General features: G+C 62.9%; 20 protein-coding genes. 14 read left to right on the top strand and 6 right to left on the bottom strand.

The features are described 5' to 3' along the window. Positions 1-40 precede the first annotated feature (40 nt). Positions 41-1,756 (top strand): bifunctional isocitrate dehydrogenase kinase/phosphatase, encoded by a 1,716-nt coding sequence (aceK, locus tag QIY50_03710; protein ID WGV21378.1) that lies wholly within the window; start codon positions 41-43, stop codon positions 1,754-1,756. A 128-nt stretch (positions 1,757-1,884) separates the two neighbouring features. On the opposite strand, the gene QIY50_03705 is transcribed toward aceK, so the two are convergent. Further along, complete coding sequence (locus QIY50_03705; protein WGV21377.1) at positions 1,885-2,745, bottom strand: DUF6279 family lipoprotein; 861 nt, start codon at positions 2,743-2,745, stop codon at positions 1,885-1,887. Positions 2,746-2,876: 131 nt separating this feature from the next. On the opposite strand from QIY50_03705, the gene QIY50_03700 reads away from it, so the two are divergent. Further along, entirely contained in the window at positions 2,877-3,713 is an 837-nt protein-coding gene (locus QIY50_03700; protein ID WGV21376.1) for a S1-like domain-containing RNA-binding protein, read from the top strand. Here the strand turns inward: QIY50_03700 and QIY50_03695 are convergent, their stop codons facing one another. Further along, on the bottom strand, positions 3,714-4,094 hold the full coding sequence (locus tag QIY50_03695) for a hypothetical protein (GenBank protein ID WGV21375.1): 381 nt from the start codon (positions 4,092-4,094) through the stop codon (positions 3,714-3,716). 186 nt (positions 4,095-4,280) lie between these two features. Between QIY50_03695 and QIY50_03690 the strand changes: the two genes are divergently transcribed. The 3 genes from QIY50_03690 (at position 4,281) to def (ending at position 6,172) form a co-directional block, all read left to right on the top strand. Then, positions 4,281-4,460, top strand: a complete 180-nt coding sequence (locus QIY50_03690; GenBank protein WGV21374.1) for a CsbD family protein — start codon at positions 4,281-4,283, stop codon at positions 4,458-4,460. 219 nt (positions 4,461-4,679) lie between these two features. Beyond that, the gene (locus QIY50_03685; protein ID WGV21373.1) at positions 4,680-5,639 is read left to right on the top strand and encodes a YihY/virulence factor BrkB family protein; all 960 of its coding nucleotides are present in this window, start codon (positions 4,680-4,682) and stop codon (positions 5,637-5,639) included. Beyond that, a complete protein-coding gene (gene def, locus QIY50_03680) occupies positions 5,636-6,172 on the top strand; it encodes a peptide deformylase (GenBank protein WGV21372.1) in 537 nt (178 codons plus the stop codon). Before QIY50_03685 ends, def begins: the two co-directional genes overlap by 4 nt. Here the strand turns inward: def and QIY50_03675 are convergent. Next, complete coding sequence (locus QIY50_03675) at positions 6,127-6,495, bottom strand: GNAT family N-acetyltransferase (protein WGV22997.1); 369 nt, start codon at positions 6,493-6,495, stop codon at positions 6,127-6,129. The genes def and QIY50_03675 overlap by 46 nt on opposite strands. A gap of 354 nt (positions 6,496-6,849) precedes the next feature. On the opposite strand from QIY50_03675, the gene QIY50_03670 reads away from it, so the two are divergent. The 7 genes from QIY50_03670 to QIY50_03640 all read left to right on the top strand — a co-directional run bounded on the left by QIY50_03670 (position 6,850) and on the right by QIY50_03640 (position 10,550). Next, entirely contained in the window at positions 6,850-7,107 is a 258-nt protein-coding gene (locus tag QIY50_03670; GenBank protein ID WGV21371.1) for a DUF2790 domain-containing protein, read from the top strand. A gap of 141 nt (positions 7,108-7,248) precedes the next feature. Beyond that, positions 7,249-7,503, top strand: coding sequence for a type II toxin-antitoxin system HicA family toxin (locus QIY50_03665; protein WGV21370.1), 255 nt, complete (start codon positions 7,249-7,251; stop codon positions 7,501-7,503). Then, positions 7,500-7,832, top strand: a complete 333-nt coding sequence (locus QIY50_03660; protein ID WGV21369.1) for a type II toxin-antitoxin system HicB family antitoxin — start codon at positions 7,500-7,502, stop codon at positions 7,830-7,832. Before QIY50_03665 ends, QIY50_03660 begins: the two co-directional genes overlap by 4 nt. A gap of 158 nt (positions 7,833-7,990) precedes the next feature. After that, positions 7,991-8,416: a nuclear transport factor 2 family protein gene (locus tag QIY50_03655; GenBank protein ID WGV21368.1), complete on the top strand. Its 426-nt coding sequence runs from the start codon at positions 7,991-7,993 to the stop codon at positions 8,414-8,416. 44 nt (positions 8,417-8,460) lie between these two features. Beyond that, on the top strand, positions 8,461-8,805 hold the full coding sequence (locus QIY50_03650; protein ID WGV21367.1) for a YciI family protein: 345 nt from the start codon (positions 8,461-8,463) through the stop codon (positions 8,803-8,805). Between the two features lie 21 nt (positions 8,806-8,826). Then, positions 8,827-9,312 (top strand): SRPBCC family protein, encoded by a 486-nt coding sequence (locus tag QIY50_03645; protein WGV21366.1) that lies wholly within the window; start codon positions 8,827-8,829, stop codon positions 9,310-9,312. Further along, positions 9,312-10,550 (top strand): RNA polymerase sigma factor, encoded by a 1,239-nt coding sequence (locus QIY50_03640; protein ID WGV21365.1) that lies wholly within the window; start codon positions 9,312-9,314, stop codon positions 10,548-10,550. Before QIY50_03645 ends, QIY50_03640 begins: the two co-directional genes overlap by 1 nt. A 127-nt stretch (positions 10,551-10,677) precedes the next feature. Here the strand turns inward: QIY50_03640 and QIY50_03635 are convergent, their stop codons facing one another. Both QIY50_03635 and QIY50_03630 read right to left on the bottom strand, forming a co-directional pair. Then, complete coding sequence (locus tag QIY50_03635; protein WGV21364.1) at positions 10,678-11,148, bottom strand: MaoC family dehydratase; 471 nt, start codon at positions 11,146-11,148, stop codon at positions 10,678-10,680. 34 nt (positions 11,149-11,182) lie between these two features. Next, positions 11,183-12,127, bottom strand: coding sequence for a lysophospholipase (locus tag QIY50_03630; GenBank protein WGV21363.1), 945 nt, complete (start codon positions 12,125-12,127; stop codon positions 11,183-11,185). 219 nt (positions 12,128-12,346) lie between these two features. Between QIY50_03630 and fadD2 the strand changes: the two genes are divergently transcribed. Further along, positions 12,347-14,035: a long-chain-fatty-acid--CoA ligase FadD2 gene (fadD2, locus tag QIY50_03625; GenBank protein WGV21362.1), complete on the top strand. Its 1,689-nt coding sequence runs from the start codon at positions 12,347-12,349 to the stop codon at positions 14,033-14,035. A 358-nt stretch (positions 14,036-14,393) separates the two neighbouring features. Next, a complete protein-coding gene (fadD1, locus tag QIY50_03620) occupies positions 14,394-16,091 on the top strand; it encodes a long-chain-fatty-acid--CoA ligase FadD1 (protein WGV21361.1) in 1,698 nt (565 codons plus the stop codon). Between the two features lie 103 nt (positions 16,092-16,194). On the opposite strand, the gene QIY50_03615 is transcribed toward fadD1, so the two are convergent. Beyond that, entirely contained in the window at positions 16,195-17,502 is a 1,308-nt protein-coding gene (locus QIY50_03615) for an FAD-binding oxidoreductase (GenBank protein WGV21360.1), read from the bottom strand. Positions 17,503-17,522 lie beyond the last annotated feature (20 nt).

The following is a 17,522-nucleotide window of genomic DNA, read 5'->3' as shown; positions in this document are numbered from 1 at the left end:
GACTAAGCTCTGTAACTCAACACCGCACCGAGGTCTTCGCATGCCCCAGCCCTGGCCAGCTATCGAAATCGCCCGGATGATCCTCGCCGGCTTCGACGACTACCGCGACCATTTCCAGCGCATCACCCTCGGTGCCCGCAAGCGCTTCGAGCAAGCGCACTGGCAGGATATCCAGCGTGCTTCCGCCGCCCGCATCAATCTCTATGAAGAAAAGGTCGCCGAGGTCAACGGCTGGCTGCGCCAGGGCTTTGCCGAGGATGTGCTGCTGGATGTGGAGCAATGGCCCTTGGTGAAAAACGCCTATATCCACCTGATCGACCCACGGCTGGACGACGAGCTGTCCGAGACCTGGTACAACTCGCTGTTCTGCAGCCTGTTCAGCCACGACTTGATCAGCGACGGCTGCATGTTCATCCACACCACCCGACCGTCCATGCGCGGCCGTGAGCGCGCCGCGCAAACCCGTACCTATCGGCCTGACGGTGGGCTCAAGGGCCTGCTGCGGGCGGTGTTCACTGATTACCCGTTCGATGTGCCGTACGGCGACCTGGAAGGCGACCTGACGCGCCTGGAAGACCAACTGCGCGACTGCCTGCCGGACTGGGTATGCAAGGACCCGACCCTGGCGGTGGAGCTGTTTTCGCCGGTGCTGTACCGCAACAAGGGCGCCTACCTGGTTGGCCGGCTGTTCAACAGCGACGAGCAGTGGCCGCTGGTCATCCCGCTGCTGCACCGCGAAGGGCACGGTATCGAGGCCGATGGGCTGATCACCGATGAGGCCGAGGTGTCGATCATCTTTTCCTTCACCCGCTCGTACTTCATGGTCGATGTGCCGGTGCCGGCGGAGTTCGTCAACTTCCTCAAGCGCATCTTGCCGGGCAAGCACATCGCCGAACTGTACACCTCGATCGGTTTCTACAAGCACGGCAAGTCGGAGTTCTACCGGGCGCTGATCAACCACCTGGCCAGCAGCGACGACCGCTTCGTCATGGCGCCGGGGGTGCGCGGCATGGTCATGAGCGTGTTTACCCTGCCGGGCTTCAACACCGTGTTCAAGATCATCAAGGACCGCTTTTCTCCATCGAAGACGGTCGATCGCGCCACGGTGATCGACAAGTACCGGCTGGTAAAAAGCGTCGACCGCGTCGGGCGCATGGCCGATACCCAGGAATTCGCCGATTTTCGTTTCCCGCGCAGCAAGTTCGAGCCGGAGTGCCTGGCCGAGCTGCTGGAGGTGGCGCCATCGACCGTGGCGCTGGAAGGTGACACGGTGCTGATCCGCCACTGCTGGACCGAGCGCCGGATGACGCCGTTGAACCTGTATCTGGAGCACGCCAGCGAGGGCCAGGTGCTGGAGGCGCTGGAAGATTACGGCCTGGCCATCAAGCAGCTGGCGGCGGCGAATATCTTCCCTGGCGACATGCTGCTGAAGAATTTTGGCGTTACCCGCCATGGCCGGGTGGTGTTCTATGACTATGACGAAATCAGCTTCCTGACCGAGGTGAATTTCCGCCATATCCCGCCGCCACGTTACCCGGAGGACGAGATGTCGGGCGAGCCGTGGTACTCGATTGGGCCGCATGACGTGTTCCCCGAGGAATTCCCGCCGTTCCTGTTTGCCGACATCGGCCAGCGGCGGTTGTTCAGCCGCTTGCATGGAGAGCTGTATGACGCGGATTACTGGAAGGGGTTGCAGGCGGCGATTCGTGAGGGGAAGGTGATTGATGTGTTTCCGTATCGGCGCAAGGGGCGGTGATCTTGTTATATCAGGCCCGGCCTCTTCGCGGGCTCGCCCGCTCCCACAGGTACATCACAGGTATCGAGGGCAGTGGGTTCCTGTGGGAGCGGGCAAGCCCGCGAAGAGGCCGGGCCTGCTTTTCACCCTCACCCCTTCAAGCACTTCAATTCACTGAAGTCGGTGCGCACCTTGCCCAGCCGTTCCTGCAGAAACCGCCGCTGCTGCGGGGTACTCTGCCGCACCAGGTCCACCAGCAAGCTGCGCGCCTGCTGCTCGGTATTCTGATACGCCGCCCGGTACGCCGGCGTCCACAAACTCTCCTTGCGTTGCAACAACGTCGCCAGGCGCGGTTCGAAGCTGGCGTCGTTGCGCTGGTTCATCGCCAGCAGCAGTTGCTGCTGCCAGTGCGCACGGTTGGCGATCCATTGGCGGTTCTGGTCGCCCAGCGCCTGGGACCAGGCCTGCACACGCTGCCTCTGCACTGCGGTCAGTTCGCCGAACCACGGCGTCAGGCGTTTCTCCATGCGTTCGGCACGGCGGGCGATCTGTTTGGCCAACGGTGTGTCCACATACTGCTTCTGCCGTTCGGCGATATCGTCGCGGAAGGCTTCGCGCATTTCCGCCACCTGTGCATCGCTCATGCCGCGCAGCAACTCGGTGGCCGACGGGGTAATTGCCTCGGCCACCCGGCCAATCGCCTCGCGGGCTTCGTGGGTGCGCTGCTGCAGGGCCTGGTCGGTCACCTGGTCGTCGGCGACCATGCCGCGTATCCGGTCCAGCCAGTCAAGGTAGCCAGGCAACTGGGTCTTGCAGTGCCAGGCCAGGTGCTCGCGCAGCCGGTCGTCCAGCAGGGCCTTCTGCTCGCTGTTCATGGCCAGGTAGTCGCCCAGCGACCACGGCACCAGGCGGTCGAGGTTGCGGTAGGCCAGGTCGATGCGGCTGCAGGCGGCGAGGGCCAGGGCGAAGCCAATGGCGATGAGCAGGGCTTTGGACAGGCGTAACGGCATGTGCTGTTCCTTGCGGGTGCTGGCCCGACGGTAGACGCAAGGGGGACGCTGACGGTTCCACTGCATCAGCGGTCGGGCGGCGCGCTGGCTTCAGGTGTAGAATAGCCGCCTTGTCTTGAGGAACATCGGAAATGGCTCTGCTTGGGCGTTACAACAGTTTGCAAATCGTGAAACACGTGGACTTCGGCCTGTACCTGGACGGCGGCGCCGACGGCGAGATCCTGCTGCCTGGGCGCTACATCCCGAAAAACGCCGAAACCGAGGTCGATGACTGGCTGAACGTGTTCATCTACCTGGACAGCGAAGACCAGCTGATCGCCACCACCGAGAAGCCCAAGGTGCAGGTCGGCGAGTTCGCCAGCCTCAAGGTCAAGGACATCAACGGTGCCGGCATCTTCCTCGACTGGGGCCTGTCAAAGGACCTGCTGATGCCGTATTCGGAAGAGGCGCGGCCGCTGAAGATCGGCGACTACTGCGTGGTACATGTGTACCTCGACAAGCGCACCCGCCGCATCACTGCCACCTCACGCCTGGACCGCTACCTGGACCGCACCCCGGCGGACTACCAGGTGGGCCAGCCGGTCGAGCTGCTGGTGGCCGGCGAAACGCCGATGGGCTTCAAGGCGATCATCAACAATCGCCACTGGGGCCTGATCCACAAGAACGAGGTGTTCAAGTTCCTGCGCTCGGGCATGCACGAGAAGGGTTTCATCAAGGAAGTGCGCGCGGACGGCAAGATCGCCCTGAGCCTGCAACCGGTGGGCGCTGCCCTGGCCGACAACCTGCAGGAGCAGATCATGGCGCGCCTGGAGGCCGAAGGCGGGGTGCTGGGAGTGTGCGACAAGAGCGACCCGGCGCTGATCAGCAAGCTGTTCAACGTCAGCAAGGGCAACTTCAAGAAGGCCATTGGCGGGTTGTTCAAGCAGGGCCGCATCGTCATCCATGACGATCGCATCGAAAAGGCCTGATCAGGCCTGCACGAAGGTACGGAAGTCCAGCTGCTCGCCACCGGGGCGGGTGTCGCGCAGCAGCGAGTCGCGGTCGGCGCTGAGGGCCAGGCTGATGGTCGAGCGGCGCTTGCCGGGGTTGCGCACTTCCATTTGTTCCTGGTGAGCGCGCAGGAAGTTGGTCGGCACCTTGAGGTGCTGCAGCTCGTCGCTTTCCGGGGTGTGCAGCAGCAGGTTTACCCAGTCGGGCTGGCCCTTGCGCAGCAGCGCCACCGGCACCTCGAACCACCACAGGTTGCGCTTGCGGTCGAGAATGGCGAACAGGGTGTTGCTGCTGGTCAGCACCGGGCGGGCCAGTGCTTCGTTGCGCCGGGCGATGGCGGCGGGTTTGTCGAGTTTCATGCAGGTTCCTGCGGGTTGACGCTATGAAGGCCTGCATTGTGAGGGGTGGCGGGTAGCGGGGCAAGGTTTGCCAGCTGCCTTGCCGCTCGGTTCGAAGGCGAAAAAACCGTTGGAACGCTTGGCGAAGGTGTTGGGTCCACCGATTGTCGGCACGGTTCACGTGTCCCCAATTTCAGGAGTTTTGCCATGAGCGGTACCAAAGACAAAGCGAAAGGCTTGGCCAACGAAGCGATCGGCAACGTCAAGCAGGGTGTTGGCAAAGTCACCGACAACGAGCGGCTGCGGGCCGAGGGCGAGGCTCAGGAGCTCAAGGGCGAGGGGCAACAGATCAAGGGCAACGTGAAGGACGCGGTGAAGAAGCCTTGATGTGAGTATCCTGTCCCGGCCTTTTCGCGGGCACGCCCGCTCCCACAGGTACTGCACGGTGCTTTAAGTCTGCAGTACCGGTGGGAGCGGGCGTGCCCGCGAAGAGGCCGGTACTGGCGTAAGCAAATTCTTGCAGCATGGCCGGGATCAGCACAGTAACGGCACGGTCTATTAGACTTACCCGTGGTACTCACGAATCAAGCGGCGAAAGGAGACGCTATGATTTTTCCCGACCTGCGCGGCCTGCCCCTGCACCGCGTGCTGGTACGCACCGTCAAGGAATTTCTCGACGACGAGATGTCGACCTACGCATCCGCGTTGGCCTACCAGATGCTGTTCTCGCTGTTCCCGTTCCTGCTGTTCCTGATCGCCCTGATCGGCTTCCTGCACCTGCCGGACTTCTTCTCCTGGCTGCGCCTGCAATCGGAACTGGTGCTGCCTCCCCAGGCGCTGGAGCAGGTCAACCCGGTGATCGACCAGTTGCAGCAGTCCAAGGGCGGGCTGTTGTCGGTGGGTATCGTGATTGCCTTGTGGACCGCATCAGCCGGTGTGCGCCTGATGATGAGCGCGATGAACGCCGCCTACGACGTGCCCGAGGGCCGCCCGGTGTGGAAACGCATTCCATTGTCGATCATCTACACCGTGGGCATTGCCGGCATGCTGCTGGTGGCTGCGGCGCTGATGGTACTGGGGCCGCAGGTGATGGAGTGGATCGCCGCCCAGGTCGGCATGCAGGAGGTGATCGTCACCGTGTGGACCATTCTGCGCTGGCCGGCGATCATCATTCTGATGATGGTGGCGGTGGCGCTGATCTATTACGTGATGCCGGATGTGAAGCAGGAATTCCGCTTCATCACACCGGGCTCGGTGCTGGCGGTGGTGGTGTGGATCCTGGCGTCGCTGGGCTTTGCCTACTACGTGAAGACCTTTGCCGACTACAACGCAATGTACGGCAGTATCGGTGCAATCATCGTGCTGTTGCTGTATTTCTATATCTCCGCCGCCGTTTTGCTGCTGGGCGCGGAGATGAACGCAGTGATCGAGCACATGTCGAGCGAGGGCAAGAACCCTGGCGAGAAGGACGTCGATGAGCACAAGCCCGGCGAAACCATTACCGTGCTGGGCCATGAGCACCCTGTACCGAGCGAGCATCAATCTTCCGAGCCGAACCCCCGATGATCCGAGACATTCTCAAGATGGGCGACGAACGCCTGCTGCGCATCGCCCCGCCAGTACCCGAACATATGCTCGGCAGCGCCGAACTGCAGCAACTGATCGACGACATGTTCGAAACCATGCGCCATGTGGGCGGCGTGGGCCTGGCCGCGCCACAGATCGGCATCGACCTGCAGCTGGTGATCTTTGGTTTCGAGCGCAGCGAGCGTTACCCGGATGCCGAACCGGTGCCGCAGACCATCCTGCTCAACCCGGTCATCACGCCAACGTCCAGCGAGATCGAGGACGGTTGGGAAGGCTGCCTGTCGGTGCCCGGCCTGCGCGGCGTGGTGCCTCGGTTCAAGCACATCTGCTATGAAGGCATCGACCCCCAGGGCAACCCGATCAACCGTTTTGCCGACGGCTTCCATGCGCGGGTGGTGCAGCATGAATGCGACCACCTGATCGGTCGGTTGTACCCGTCACGCATCCAGGACTTTTCCCGGTTCGGCTACACTGAGGTGCTGTTCCCCGGGCTGGACGCCAGCGACGACTGACCTCGCTGCATGGCCACCAGGCGCTTGCTGCGCTGGTAGCGCTGCAGGCGGCCAGCCAGGGCTTGCGGCAGCTGCAGAGCCATGTCGAAGCCCAGGCGCTGGTAGAACGGCGCGAGGTCCGGGTGGCAGAACAGCCAGGTGGGCCCGCCAGCCTGCGCCAGCGCCGCCGCGACCAACCGCCCGGCCACCCCCTGGCTGCGTCGCTGCGGGTCGACGAACAACCCGGTCAGCCAGACGCCATCGTCCACCGCGCTCAGGCTCAGGCCCGCGATGATGCCCGGGCCTCGCGCTACCCACAGCTGAGCGTCGCCGGCAGCGCGCATGCGTGAGCCGTGCTGGCGGTAAAAGTTGTCCAGCAGCCGGCGTTCCGGGTCCGAAAGTTTCGAACAGTGCACATTTTCAGAAATCGCGCGTCCTACCCTGAAATGCGACCAGATGCTCTGGCCTGAGGTTTTTTGGTCATCTTGTCGCAGATTGTTGCATATCTGGCAAGGGTGAATATCCGAGTTCGGGGTTCAACTATTCCGGGCCAGGAGTAGACTTTTAGCCATCCCCACTGGCAGTACGAAGCGGGATCGGTACTTCGTGCCATCTTCACCGCAGATGGCAACTTCTCCGCGCCGGTTACGGCAATAGAAGTCGATCGATCAGCTTGAATGCTCAAAAGGCAAACACACATGAAACCATTACTGATTCTTGCATTGGTCGGTATGTCCTCGTTCGCCCTCGCCGATGAGGTCAAACCCGTCTCCAGCGAGCCTGTGGCCCAGCAGTACGACTACTCCATGAACCTGGACATCAAGCGGGTGATCAACCTGTCGACCATCCCCAACGTCTGCGAAGTGGTACCTGCGACCATGACCTACGAAGACCATCAAGGCCAGGTGCATACCATCCAGTACCGGGCCATGGGTGAGGGTTGCCAGCAGGGTTGAGCGGGCCCTTGCCTGGTGTTGATGGCCCCGTCGACGGCCTGCTGGCGTCGGGGTCATCAACCGTATTGCAGTTCGAGCAACAGAAAAATCCTGAATGAATATCGAGGAAAAAGTGCTATCTTTATTTGATAGCATTTTTCGATGAACACTCGATACCGCAAAATCCTCGACGCAATCTTCCGAACGCCGGCTACGGCGTCGTTGGCTTTCTCCGAGATCGAGGCATTGGTACTCCATCTTGGCGGTGAGGTGCTGGAGCGGCAAGGTTCCAGGGTCAAGCTGGTGCTTGGTGGCCAATTCTGGAGATGCCATCGGCCTCATCCAGGCAAGGAAGCCAAGCGGTATCAGATTGAAGAAGCCCGTGAATTCTTCTTGCGGGCAGGAGTCAGGATATGAGTTGCATGCGCTACAAAGGCTACGCCGCCCGTATCGAGTACGACGCGCGTGACGATATCTTCGTCGGCCGTGTGCTTGGGATGCGTGACATCATCAGTTTTCACGCAAGCTCGGTGCCCGAGTTGCATGAGGCGTTTCGCGATGCGCTGGAAGATTACCTGGCCGATTGTGCAGAGCAGGGCATTGCGCCGGAAAAACCTGCCTCGGGCAAAGTAATGCTGCGTATCCGCCCCGAAGTTCATGCCGCCGCGAGTGTTGCTGCCCGTGCTGCCGGCAAAAGCCTCAACCAGTGGGCCGATGAGGTCTTTGAACAAGCCGCAATGGCCTGAACCAGCCTGCTTTTTCGTTGTTTCTCGCGGGTATTCTGCCATCACCCATGCAGAATAGTTTCCGCTGCCTGTCGATTCCGCCGTCCCCCGTTCGACCATAGGTGAAAGCACGTTGCACCCCGTGCCCAACCACCCATGACCTGTCGGAGGAACCCCCGATGAGCACCGCAGCCGAAACCGAGATCCGCCAATTGATCGAGCGCTGGATGCAGGCCGTGCGCGACCGCGACATCCCCAACATCATCGCCCCCTACGCCGACGACATCGTCGCCTTCGATGCCATCCAGTCCCTGCAATTCAAAGGCAAGGCCACCTACCAGGCGCACTGGGAAATGTGCATGGGCATGTGCCCCGGCCCGATGGTTTTCGAATTTGCCGAGCTGACCGTGCATGCCGCTGGCGACCTGGCCCTGGCCCACTGGCTGAACCGCTGTGGCCCGGCGGACAATGAAAGCCAGTGCGGCTTCATGCGCGCCACCGTGGGCTATCGTCGTCAAGGTGGCCAGTGGCAGGTCATCCACGAACACTGGTCGGCGCCGTTCGACATGGAAACCCAGAAAGCCCTGTTCGATCTCAAGCCCTGAGCCGTTATCGCCAAACGCACTTTGCCAATGCCCTGGAGGTGACCATGAAATATCTGTGCCTGGTCTATTGTGACGAGGGGCTGCTGCACAGCCTGCCCGACAGCCCGGAAGACGCCGAATGCATGGCGTACGCCGAATCCATCCAAGGTTCCGGGCGAATGCTGGCAGCCGAGGCGCTGAAGCCGGTGCAGACCGCCACCACCGTGCGCATGCGCAACGGGCACATGAGCCTGACCGACGGCCCGTTCGCCGAGACCAAGGAGCAACTGGCGGGCTTCTACCTGGTGGAGGCCCGCGACCTGAACGAGGCACTGAACATCGCCAAGGGCATCCCCGCCGCACGGGTCGGCAGTGTCGAGGTGCGGCCGGTGCGCGAACTGCAACCCTGACAGCAACGGAGACCTACCAGCATGAGCCTTGCACACCCCGCGCAAGCGCAACACGAGTTGTCCATCAGCCGCCTGATCGACGCGCCTCCGGCCAAGGTGTTCCGCGCCTGGACCGATCCCCAGTGGCTGATGCAGTGGTGGGGGCCGCACGGCATGACCACCCCGGAGTGCGAGATGCAGTTGTGGATCGGTGGCCTGTTCCGCACCCTGATGCGGGCGCCGGATGGCAGCGAGTACCCGAACCAGGGCGTGTTCCTGGAAATCGCCGCGCCGCGTCGGTTGGTGTTCACCGATGCCTTCGGCCCGGGCTGGGTGCCTTCGGACAAGGCCTTCATGACTGCCGTGATCAGTTTTGACGAGGAGCAGGGCAAAACCCGCTACACCGCCCGCGCCTGGCACTGGAATGCCGCCGACTGCCGTGCCCATGAGGAAATGGGCTTTCACCAGGGCTGGGGAGAAAGCCTGGACCGCCTGGTGGAGGTGGTGACCCAGCGGATGCCCGACTGATGACGCCATTGGCGCAAGTACGTGCCGAGGTCGAGGCGGTCTACCGGCGCGAGTCGCGGCGCATCCTGGCGACGCTGATCCGCCTGCTGGGTGATTTCGACCTGGCCGAGGAGGCCATGCACGACGCCTTCTTCATCGCCGTAGAGCGCTGGCAGCGCGACGGTATTCCCGATAACCCGCGGGCGTGGCTGGTGTCCACCGGCCGCTTCAAGGCCATCGATGCGCTGCGCCGGCGCGCCCGTTTCGACCGTTCCCAGGCGGACCTGAGCATGCTGCTCGATGGCCAGGCGCAGGACCCAAGTGAAGAAGAGCTGCTGGCCGATGACCGCCTGCGGCTGATCTTCACCTGCTGCCACCCGGCCTTGTCCGCCGATGCCCAGGTGCCGCTGACCCTGCGTGAAGTGTGCGACCTGACCACCGAGCAGATCGCCCGCGCTTTCCTGCAGAGCCCGGCTACCATCGCCCAGCGCATCGTGCGTGCCAAGGCCAAGATCCGCGATGCTGGCATCCCTTATCAGGTGCCGGAGCTGAGCGAATTGCCCGAGCGCCTGGAGAGCGTGCTGCGGGTGATCTACCTGGTGTTCAACGAGGGCTATTCGGCGTCATCGGGCGAGGCGCTGTTGCAACAGGAACTGAGCGACGAAGCCATTCGCCTGGCGCGGCTGCTGGTGCAGTTGCTACCCGACCCGGAGGCGCTTGGCCTGTTGGCTTTGATGTTGCTGCAAGCATCCCGGCAGCGGGCGCGTACCGATGGCCAGGGCAATCTGGTACTGCTCGAGCAGCAGGACCGTAGCCTGTGGGACCGGCAACGCATTGAGGAAGGTTGCGAACTGGTGCGCCAGGCCCTGCAAAGCCGGGCGTTCGGTGCCTATACCGTGCAGGCGGCGATTGCTGCGGTGCATGCCGAAGCAGCGACCGCCGAAGCGACCGACTGGGCCGAGATCGTCGGGCTGTATGACGTGCTGCAGCGGCATTGGCCGTCGGCCGTGGTAGAGCTGAACAGGGCCGTGGCGCTGGCGAAGCGGGATGGGCCGGAGGCTGGCCTGCGGGAGGTCGAAGGGATTCTGGCGCGGGGTGAACTGCTGGACTATCACCTGGCCCATGCGGCGCGGGCCGAGCTGTATTACCAGCTGGGGCATGTGGAGCAGGCGCGTGCGGCCTGGCGGCAGGCGCTGGCGCTGACCCGGCAGGAGCCGGAGCGCAGGCATATCGAGCGGCGGTTGCAGGCTGTCGAATGATGTTGGCTGCACTGGCCTCTTCGCGGGCACGCCCGCTCCCACAGGATCGGCACAGGCTTGAAGGCTATGCAAATCCCTGTGGGAGCGGGCATGCCCGCGAAGAGGCCGGTACTGGCTACATCAGACTTCAGCTGGCCACAAAATTCGGCGGCGACACCAGCTCGACGGTCTGCTGCTTGCGCGGCGCCAGGATCTCGGCCTCGCCCTGGACCACCAGCTCATCATTCTGGTTGAACACATTGGTGGCGATGCGCACCTTGAACTTGGGCAGCTTCTCGAGGATTTCCAGGCGTACGGTCAGGGTATCGCCAATTTTCACCGGCTTCTGGAAGCTCATTTGCTGGCCCAGATAGATGGTGCCAGGGCCGGGCAAGGTGCAGGCCACTGCAGCACTGATCAGCGCACCGCTGAACATGCCATGGGCAATGCGCTCGCGGAACATGCTCCTGGCAGCGAACTCGGCGTCCAGGTGCACCGGGTTGTGGTCACCGGACATCGCGGCGAACAGCTGGATGTCGCGTTCTTCAACGGACTTCTTGTATTCGGCCTTCTGGCCGACTTCGAGGGCTTCGTAGGGCGTGTTGGTGACCTGGGTCATCGGGGCTTCCTTAAAGGGCAGGCGAGGGCGCCTATCATTCGCTGCGGGCAGGCCGGCCAAGGGCCAGCGCCTGTTCGAGCCAGGCGAGAATATCGCCGGTGACCTCGTCTCGATTGAGTTCGTTGAGCACTTCATGCCGCGCCTCGGGGTAGACGCGCAGCTGTACATGTCGATTGCCGGTCGCGCGCAGAGCGTCGGCCAGGTGGGTGAGACGCTTGCCGGCGCTGACCGGATCACATTCACCACCGATCACCAGCAGTGGCAGGTTCGGATCGATCTGCGCGAGGTTACTCGGCTGGCTGATTTGCGCCAAGCCTTGCAGCAGGTCGAGCCATAACTGGTTGCTGCAGCGAAAGCCGCACAGTGGGTCGTTGACGTACAGGTCGACCTGCGCCGGGTCGCGGCTGAGCCAGTCGAACGCTGTGCGATTGGGCTTGAAGGCCTTGTTGAACGAGCCGAACGACAACCACTCGATAAGCGCGCTCTTGCCCAATGGCCCCTGGCGCCAGGCCTCCAGCCGGGCAATCAGCCGCGCCACGCGGTACAGCACCGCCGGCTGGTAGTTGGAGCCGCTGAGGATCGCCCCATGCAGGCTGCCACTGTGGTGCAGCAGGTAGGCCTGGGCAATGTAGCTGCCCATGCTGTGGCCGAACAGGAACAGCGGCGTACACGGGTATTGCTGGCCGATGTGCTGGGCCAGCAGCCCGAGGTCGTTGACCACGGCATTCCAGCCATGATGGGGGGCGAACAGGCCGAGGCTGCCCAGTTCGGCGGTGCGCCCGTGGCCGCGCTGGTCGGCAGCGAACAAGGCGAAGCCGGCCTCGCTCAGGGCATGGCCCAGGTGCTGGTAGCGCCCGGCATGCTCGGCCATGCCGTGGGCCAGCAGCACCACGGCTTTTACCGGTTTGGCCGGCAACCATTGGTGCACATACAGGCTGCAGTGCTCGCTGGCGGGCAGCCAGAAGGCGTCGTGAGGCATGGCGGGTCCTTGTGCGCACAGGTACCCGGACAGTGTATGCACAACCGGGCGGATTGCAGGAAGGGCACAAATAAGATTCACAATGTTAATGGCGGCACTTGGCGTATATGCCACCTCGGGCTTACCTGCTAACGTCGGATCAACGCCTTTTCGCTTTCGGGCGGGCAGGTGAAAGGACTACAGGACTCACAGCAGGTCCAGGCAGAGGAACAATAATAAATGCAAGCCGACTTCTGGAATGACAAGCGCCCGGCGGGCGTGCCTTCGACCATCGACATCAATGCCTACACCTCGGTCGTCGAGGTGTTCGAGCGCTCCTGTAAACGCTTCGCCGACCGCCCGGCCTTCAGCAACCTGGGCGTGACCCTGAACTACGCCGAGCTGGAACGCCATTCGGCGGCCTTCGCGGCCTGGTTGCAGCAGCATACCGACCTCAACCCGGGGGACCGCATCGCGGTGCAGATGCCCAACGTGCTGCAATACCCCATCGCCGTGTTCGGTGCCCTGCGCGCAGGCCTGATCGTGGTCAACACCAATCCGCTGTATACCGAGCGCGAGATGCGCCACCAGTTCAAGGACAGCGGCGCGCGTGCGCTGGTGTACCTGAACATGTTCGGCAAGCGCGTGCAGGAGGTGTTGCCCGATACCGGCATCGAGTACCTGATCGAGGCGAAGATGGGCGACATGCTGCCCACCGCCAAGGGCTGGCTGGTCAACACCGTGGTCGACAAGCTGAAGAAGATGGTGCCGGCCTACCAGCTGCCCCAGGCGGTGTCGTTCAAGCAGGTGCTGCGCCAGGGCCGCGAGCTGTCGCACAAGCCGGTGCCGCTCAGCCTGGACGACACGGCCGTGCTGCAGTACACCGGCGGCACCACCGGGCTGGCCAAGGGCGCCATGCTCACCCACGGCAATCTGGTGGCCAACATGCTGCAGGTGCTGGCCTGTTTCTCGCAGCACGGGCCGGACGGGCAGAAGCTGATCAAGGAAGGCCAGGAGGTGATGATCGCGCCGCTGCCGCTGTATCACATCTATGCCTTTACCGCGAACTGCATGTGCATGATGGTCACCGGCAACCACAACGTGCTGATCACCAACCCACGGGATATTTCCGGCTTCATCAAGGAGCTGGGCAAATGGCGTTTCTCCGCCTTGCTGGGCCTGAACACGCTGTTCGTCGCGTTGATGGATCATCCGGGCTTCCGCCAGCTCGACTTTTCGGCGCTGAAGGTCACCAACTCCGGTGGCACCGCACTGGTCAAGGCCACGGCCGAGCGCTGGGAGGCGCTTACCGGTTGCCGCATCGTCGAGGGCTACGGCTTGACCGAGACCTCGCCGGTGGCCAGCACCAACCCCTATGGCCAGCTGGCGCGCCTGGGCACGGTGGGCATCCCGGTGGCGGGCACTGCCTTCAAGGTGATCGACGACGACGGCAACGAGCTGCCGCTGGGCGAGCGGGGCGAGCTGTGCATCAAGGGGCCGCAGGTGATGAAAGGCTACTGGCAGCAGCCCGAGGCCACGGCCCAGGCCCTGGATGCGGACGGCTGGTTCAAGACCGGCGACATCGCGGTGATCGACCCGGACGGCTTCACCCGCATCGTCGACCGCAAGAAAGACATGATCATCGTCTCGGGTTTCAATGTGTACCCCAACGAGATCGAGGACGTGGTGATGGGCCATCCCAAGGTTGCCAACTGTGCGGCCATCGGCGTGCCGGACGAGCGTTCCGGCGAGGCGGTGAAGCTGTTCGTGGTGCCGCGCGAGGGCGGGCTGAGCGTGGATGAGCTGAAGGCCTACTGCAAGGCCAACTTCACTGGCTACAAGGTACCCAAGCACATCGTGCTGCGCGAATCGCTGCCGATGACGCCGGTGGGCAAGATCCTGCGGCGGGAGCTGCGCGACATCGCTTGATTCCGGGTTGGCTTCTTCGCGGGCTTGCCCGCTCCCACAAGTACTGCACAGCATTTAAGAACTGTGACGTCCCTGTGGGAGCGGGCGAGCCCGCGAATGCCGGGAAACCGCTCTAACAGGCAGTTTATAGCCCGTTCTGCGACATTTTGGATAAATACTCTAAAAATGACCTGCATTGTTCATTGAGTCATTTTTGTGACCGCGAAGCCTGTTTTGGCCTCTAGGCGACCCCTGGCAAAGCTGTTACTCTCGGCCCGCTTTCAGGTGATCCGGTTTGCAACGAACCGTCATCTCATATCAATAATAAGCGCATCGACGCGTGAATCGAACTTCGCTGTTGCTGAAGGAGTGGGCTTCCATGATCGAACATTTTTGGAAGGATAAGTACCCAGCCGGGATTACGGCGGAAATCAATCCTGACGAATTCCCCAATATCCAGGCGGTACTCAAGCAATCCTGCCAACGCTTTGCCGACAAACCGGCCTTTAGCAACCTGGGCAAGACTATCACTTATGGCGAGCTGTATGCGCTGTCGGGGGCGTTTGCCGCCTGGCTGCAGCAGCATACCGACCTCAAGCCGGGTGACCGCATTGCCGTGCAGCTGCCTAACGTACTGCAGTACCCGGTAGCGGTGTTCGGTGCCATGCGTGCCGGGCTGATCGTGGTCAACACCAACCCGCTGTACACAGCACGGGAAATGGAACACCAGTTCAACGACTCGGGCGCCAAGGCCCTGGTGTGCCTGGCCAACATGGCCCACCTGGCCGAGAAGGTGGTGCCCAAGACCCAGGTCAGGCACGTCATCGTCACCGAAGTGGCCGACTTGCTACCGCCGCTCAAGCGCCTGCTGATCAACAGCGTGATCAAGTACGTGAAGAAGATGGTGCCGGCCTACAACCTGCCGCGTGCCGTACGCTTCAACGACGCACTGGCGCTTGGCAAGGGCCAGCCGGTGACCGAGGCCAACCCGCAGGCCAACGACGTGGCGGTGCTGCAGTACACCGGTGGCACCACCGGCGTGGCCAAGGGCGCGATGCTGACGCACCGCAACCTGGTGGCCAACATGCTGCAGTGCCGTGCGCTGATGGGCTCCAACCTGCACGAAGGCTGCGAAATCCTCATCACCCCGCTGCCGCTGTACCACATCTACGCCTTTACCTTCCATTGCATGGCAATGATGCTGATCGGCAACCACAACGTGCTGATCAGCAACCCGCGTGACCTGCCGGCCATGGTCAAGGAACTGGGCAAGTGGAAGTTCAGCGGCTTCGTCGGCCTCAACACCCTGTTCGTTGCCCTGTGCAACAACGAGGCGTTCCGTGCCCTGGACTTTTCGGCGCTGAAGATCACCCTGTCCGGCGGCATGGCCTTGCAGCTGAGCGTGGCCGAGCGCTGGAAGGCGGTGACCGGCTGCGCCATCTGCGAGGGCTATGGCATGACCGAGACCAGCCCGGTGGCTGCAGTGAACCCGTCGGAGGCCAACCAGGTCGGCACCATCGGTATTCCGGTACCCTCGACCCTGTGCAAGGTTATCGATGACGCCGGCAACGAATTGCCGCTGGGCGAAGTGGGTGAGCTGTGCATCAAGGGCCCTCAGGTGATGAAGGGCTACTGGCAGCGCGAAGAGGCCACCGCCGAGATCCTCGACAGCAATGGCTGGCTGAAGACCGGTGATATCGCCGTGATCCAGCCGGACGGCTACATGCGCATTGTCGACCGCAAGAAGGACATGATCCTGGTCTCGGGTTTCAACGTGTACCCCAACGAGCTGGAGGATGTGCTGGCGGCCCTGCCGGGCGTGCTGCAATGTGCAGCCATCGGCGTGCCGGACGAGAAGTCCGGTGAAGTGATCAAGGTGTTCATCGTGGTCAAGCCGGGCATGACCGTGACCAAGGAGCAGGTGATGGAACACATGCGCGCCAACGTCACTGGCTACAAGGTCCCGCGCCAGATCGAGTTCCGTGATGCGCTGCCGACCACCAACGTGGGCAAGATCCTGCGCCGCGAACTGCGCGATGAAGAGCTGAAGAAGCAGGGCCTGAAGAAGATCGCCTGATCGACCTCACTGACCTCTTCGCGGGCACGCCCGCTCCCACAGGTATTGCGCCGAGCTAGAGGGCTGCGTTGTACCTGTGGGAGCGGGCGTGCCCGCGAATGCTTCAGCGCAATTTCTCCAGCATCTGGTAATACCACATCCCCGCCGCCAACAGCGGGTTCCCCAGCAGATCCCCCATTGGCACCCGCACATGCTTGCACTGGGCAAAGGTGTCGAACTTTTCCAGTGTTCCGGTCAGCGCCTCGGCCATGATCTCGCCCATGATGTGGCTGGTAGCAATCCCGTGCCCCGAATAGCCCTGGCAGTACCACACGTTGTCCGACAGCTTGCCCAACTGCGGGATGCGGTTGACCACGATGCCCATGGCGCAGCTCCACTGGAACTCGATCGGCACGCCTTTCAATGCCGGGAAGGTGCGTTCGATGCACGGGCGCAGTTCGCCTTCGATATCCCGTGAGTCACGGCCGGAATAGTTGGCGCCACCGCCGAACAGCAGGCGCTTGTCGGCGGTCAGGCGGTAGTAGTCGAGCACGAAGCGGCAGTCGTACACCGCCAGGTCCTGCGGGTTGATCTGCTCGGCCAGTTCCCCCAGCGGCGCGGTGGTGACGATGCCGCCCATGGCGGGGAAGATCTTGCCCTTGAGCTGGCGCTTCTCCAGCTTGTGGTACACATCGCCGGCCAGCATCACCTGACGCGCTTCGACCCGGCCGTGGGCGGTGACCACCGCCGGGCGCGGGCCGTGGACGATGTCCAGTACTTCGGAGTTCTCGAAAATCAGCGCCCCCAGGCCATGGGCAGCACGGGCCTCGCCCAGGCACAGGTTGAGCGGGTGCAGGTGCAGGTTGCGCAGGTTCTTCAGCGCGCCCAGGTACAGCGGGCTTTGCAGGTGCTCGGCCATGCCATCGCGGTCCAGCAGTTGCACCTGTTCGCCCATGCCGCGCCGCCGGGCCTCGGCCTCGAAGGCGCGCAATTCGTCCATGTGCGAGGGCTTCATCGCCGCATGCAGGTGGCCGCGCTTGAGGTCGCAGTCGATGCCGTAGCGCGCCACGCGCTGCTCGATCACCTGGTGCCCGCGCCAGCGCAGGTGCCAGATGAAGTCATCGACCTCGGCACCCAGGCGGTTGCGCATCTGCGAGCGCATGGCTTCGTCGCCCGACAGGCTGCCGGTGACCTGGCCGCCGTTGCGCCCGCTGGCACCCCAGCCGATGCGGTTGGTTTCGACGATGGCCACCTTCAGGCCACGCTCGGCCAGTTCCACCGCCGTGGCCACGCCGGTGAAGCCGCCGCCGATGATCGCCACATCCACCTGTACCGTGCCCTTGAGTTGCGGGTACTCGGTGTTGTCGTTGAGGGTGGCGCTGTAGTAGGACTGCGCGCGCTGCGCCGGGCCTTTGTTCAATGCTGCATTCATGGGGATTCCTTGTAATCGGG

This window comes from Pseudomonas putida, assembly GCA_029953615.1.
Lineage (GTDB): Bacteria > Pseudomonadota > Gammaproteobacteria > Pseudomonadales > Pseudomonadaceae > Aquipseudomonas.
This window is presented reverse-complemented; position numbering and strand designations above follow the sequence as displayed.

What these genes read in the sequence shown, in the direction of transcription:
- QIY50_03695 (WGV21375.1), bottom strand. Translation starts at nt 4,094, where the DNA reads ATGAAACTCGACAAACCCGCCGCCATCGCCCGGCGCAACGAAGCACTG.
- QIY50_03615 (WGV21360.1), bottom strand. Translation starts at nt 17,502, where the DNA reads ATGAATGCAGCATTGAACAAAGGCCCGGCGCAGCGCGCGCAGTCCTAC.
- QIY50_03685 (WGV21373.1), top strand. Translation starts at nt 4,680, where the DNA reads ATGATTTTTCCCGACCTGCGCGGCCTGCCCCTGCACCGCGTGCTGGTA.
- QIY50_03635 (WGV21364.1), bottom strand. Translation starts at nt 11,148, where the DNA reads ATGACCCAGGTCACCAACACGCCCTACGAAGCCCTCGAAGTCGGCCAG.
- QIY50_03690 (WGV21374.1), top strand. Translation starts at nt 4,281, where the DNA reads ATGAGCGGTACCAAAGACAAAGCGAAAGGCTTGGCCAACGAAGCGATC.
- QIY50_03645 (WGV21366.1), top strand. Translation starts at nt 8,827, where the DNA reads ATGAGCCTTGCACACCCCGCGCAAGCGCAACACGAGTTGTCCATCAGC.
- fadD1 (WGV21361.1), top strand. Translation starts at nt 14,394, where the DNA reads ATGATCGAACATTTTTGGAAGGATAAGTACCCAGCCGGGATTACGGCG.
- QIY50_03670 (WGV21371.1), top strand. Translation starts at nt 6,850, where the DNA reads ATGAAACCATTACTGATTCTTGCATTGGTCGGTATGTCCTCGTTCGCC.
- aceK (WGV21378.1), top strand. Translation starts at nt 41, where the DNA reads ATGCCCCAGCCCTGGCCAGCTATCGAAATCGCCCGGATGATCCTCGCC.
- QIY50_03660 (WGV21369.1), top strand. Translation starts at nt 7,500, where the DNA reads ATGAGTTGCATGCGCTACAAAGGCTACGCCGCCCGTATCGAGTACGAC.
- QIY50_03700 (WGV21376.1), top strand. Translation starts at nt 2,877, where the DNA reads ATGGCTCTGCTTGGGCGTTACAACAGTTTGCAAATCGTGAAACACGTG.
- QIY50_03630 (WGV21363.1), bottom strand. Translation starts at nt 12,127, where the DNA reads ATGCCTCACGACGCCTTCTGGCTGCCCGCCAGCGAGCACTGCAGCCTG.
- QIY50_03655 (WGV21368.1), top strand. Translation starts at nt 7,991, where the DNA reads ATGAGCACCGCAGCCGAAACCGAGATCCGCCAATTGATCGAGCGCTGG.
- QIY50_03705 (WGV21377.1), bottom strand. Translation starts at nt 2,745, where the DNA reads ATGCCGTTACGCCTGTCCAAAGCCCTGCTCATCGCCATTGGCTTCGCC.
- QIY50_03665 (WGV21370.1), top strand. Translation starts at nt 7,249, where the DNA reads ATGAACACTCGATACCGCAAAATCCTCGACGCAATCTTCCGAACGCCG.
- def (WGV21372.1), top strand. Translation starts at nt 5,636, where the DNA reads ATGATCCGAGACATTCTCAAGATGGGCGACGAACGCCTGCTGCGCATC.
- QIY50_03675 (WGV22997.1), bottom strand. Translation starts at nt 6,495, where the DNA reads ATGCGCGCTGCCGGCGACGCTCAGCTGTGGGTAGCGCGAGGCCCGGGC.
- QIY50_03650 (WGV21367.1), top strand. Translation starts at nt 8,461, where the DNA reads ATGAAATATCTGTGCCTGGTCTATTGTGACGAGGGGCTGCTGCACAGC.
- fadD2 (WGV21362.1), top strand. Translation starts at nt 12,347, where the DNA reads ATGCAAGCCGACTTCTGGAATGACAAGCGCCCGGCGGGCGTGCCTTCG.
- QIY50_03640 (WGV21365.1), top strand. Translation starts at nt 9,312, where the DNA reads ATGACGCCATTGGCGCAAGTACGTGCCGAGGTCGAGGCGGTCTACCGG.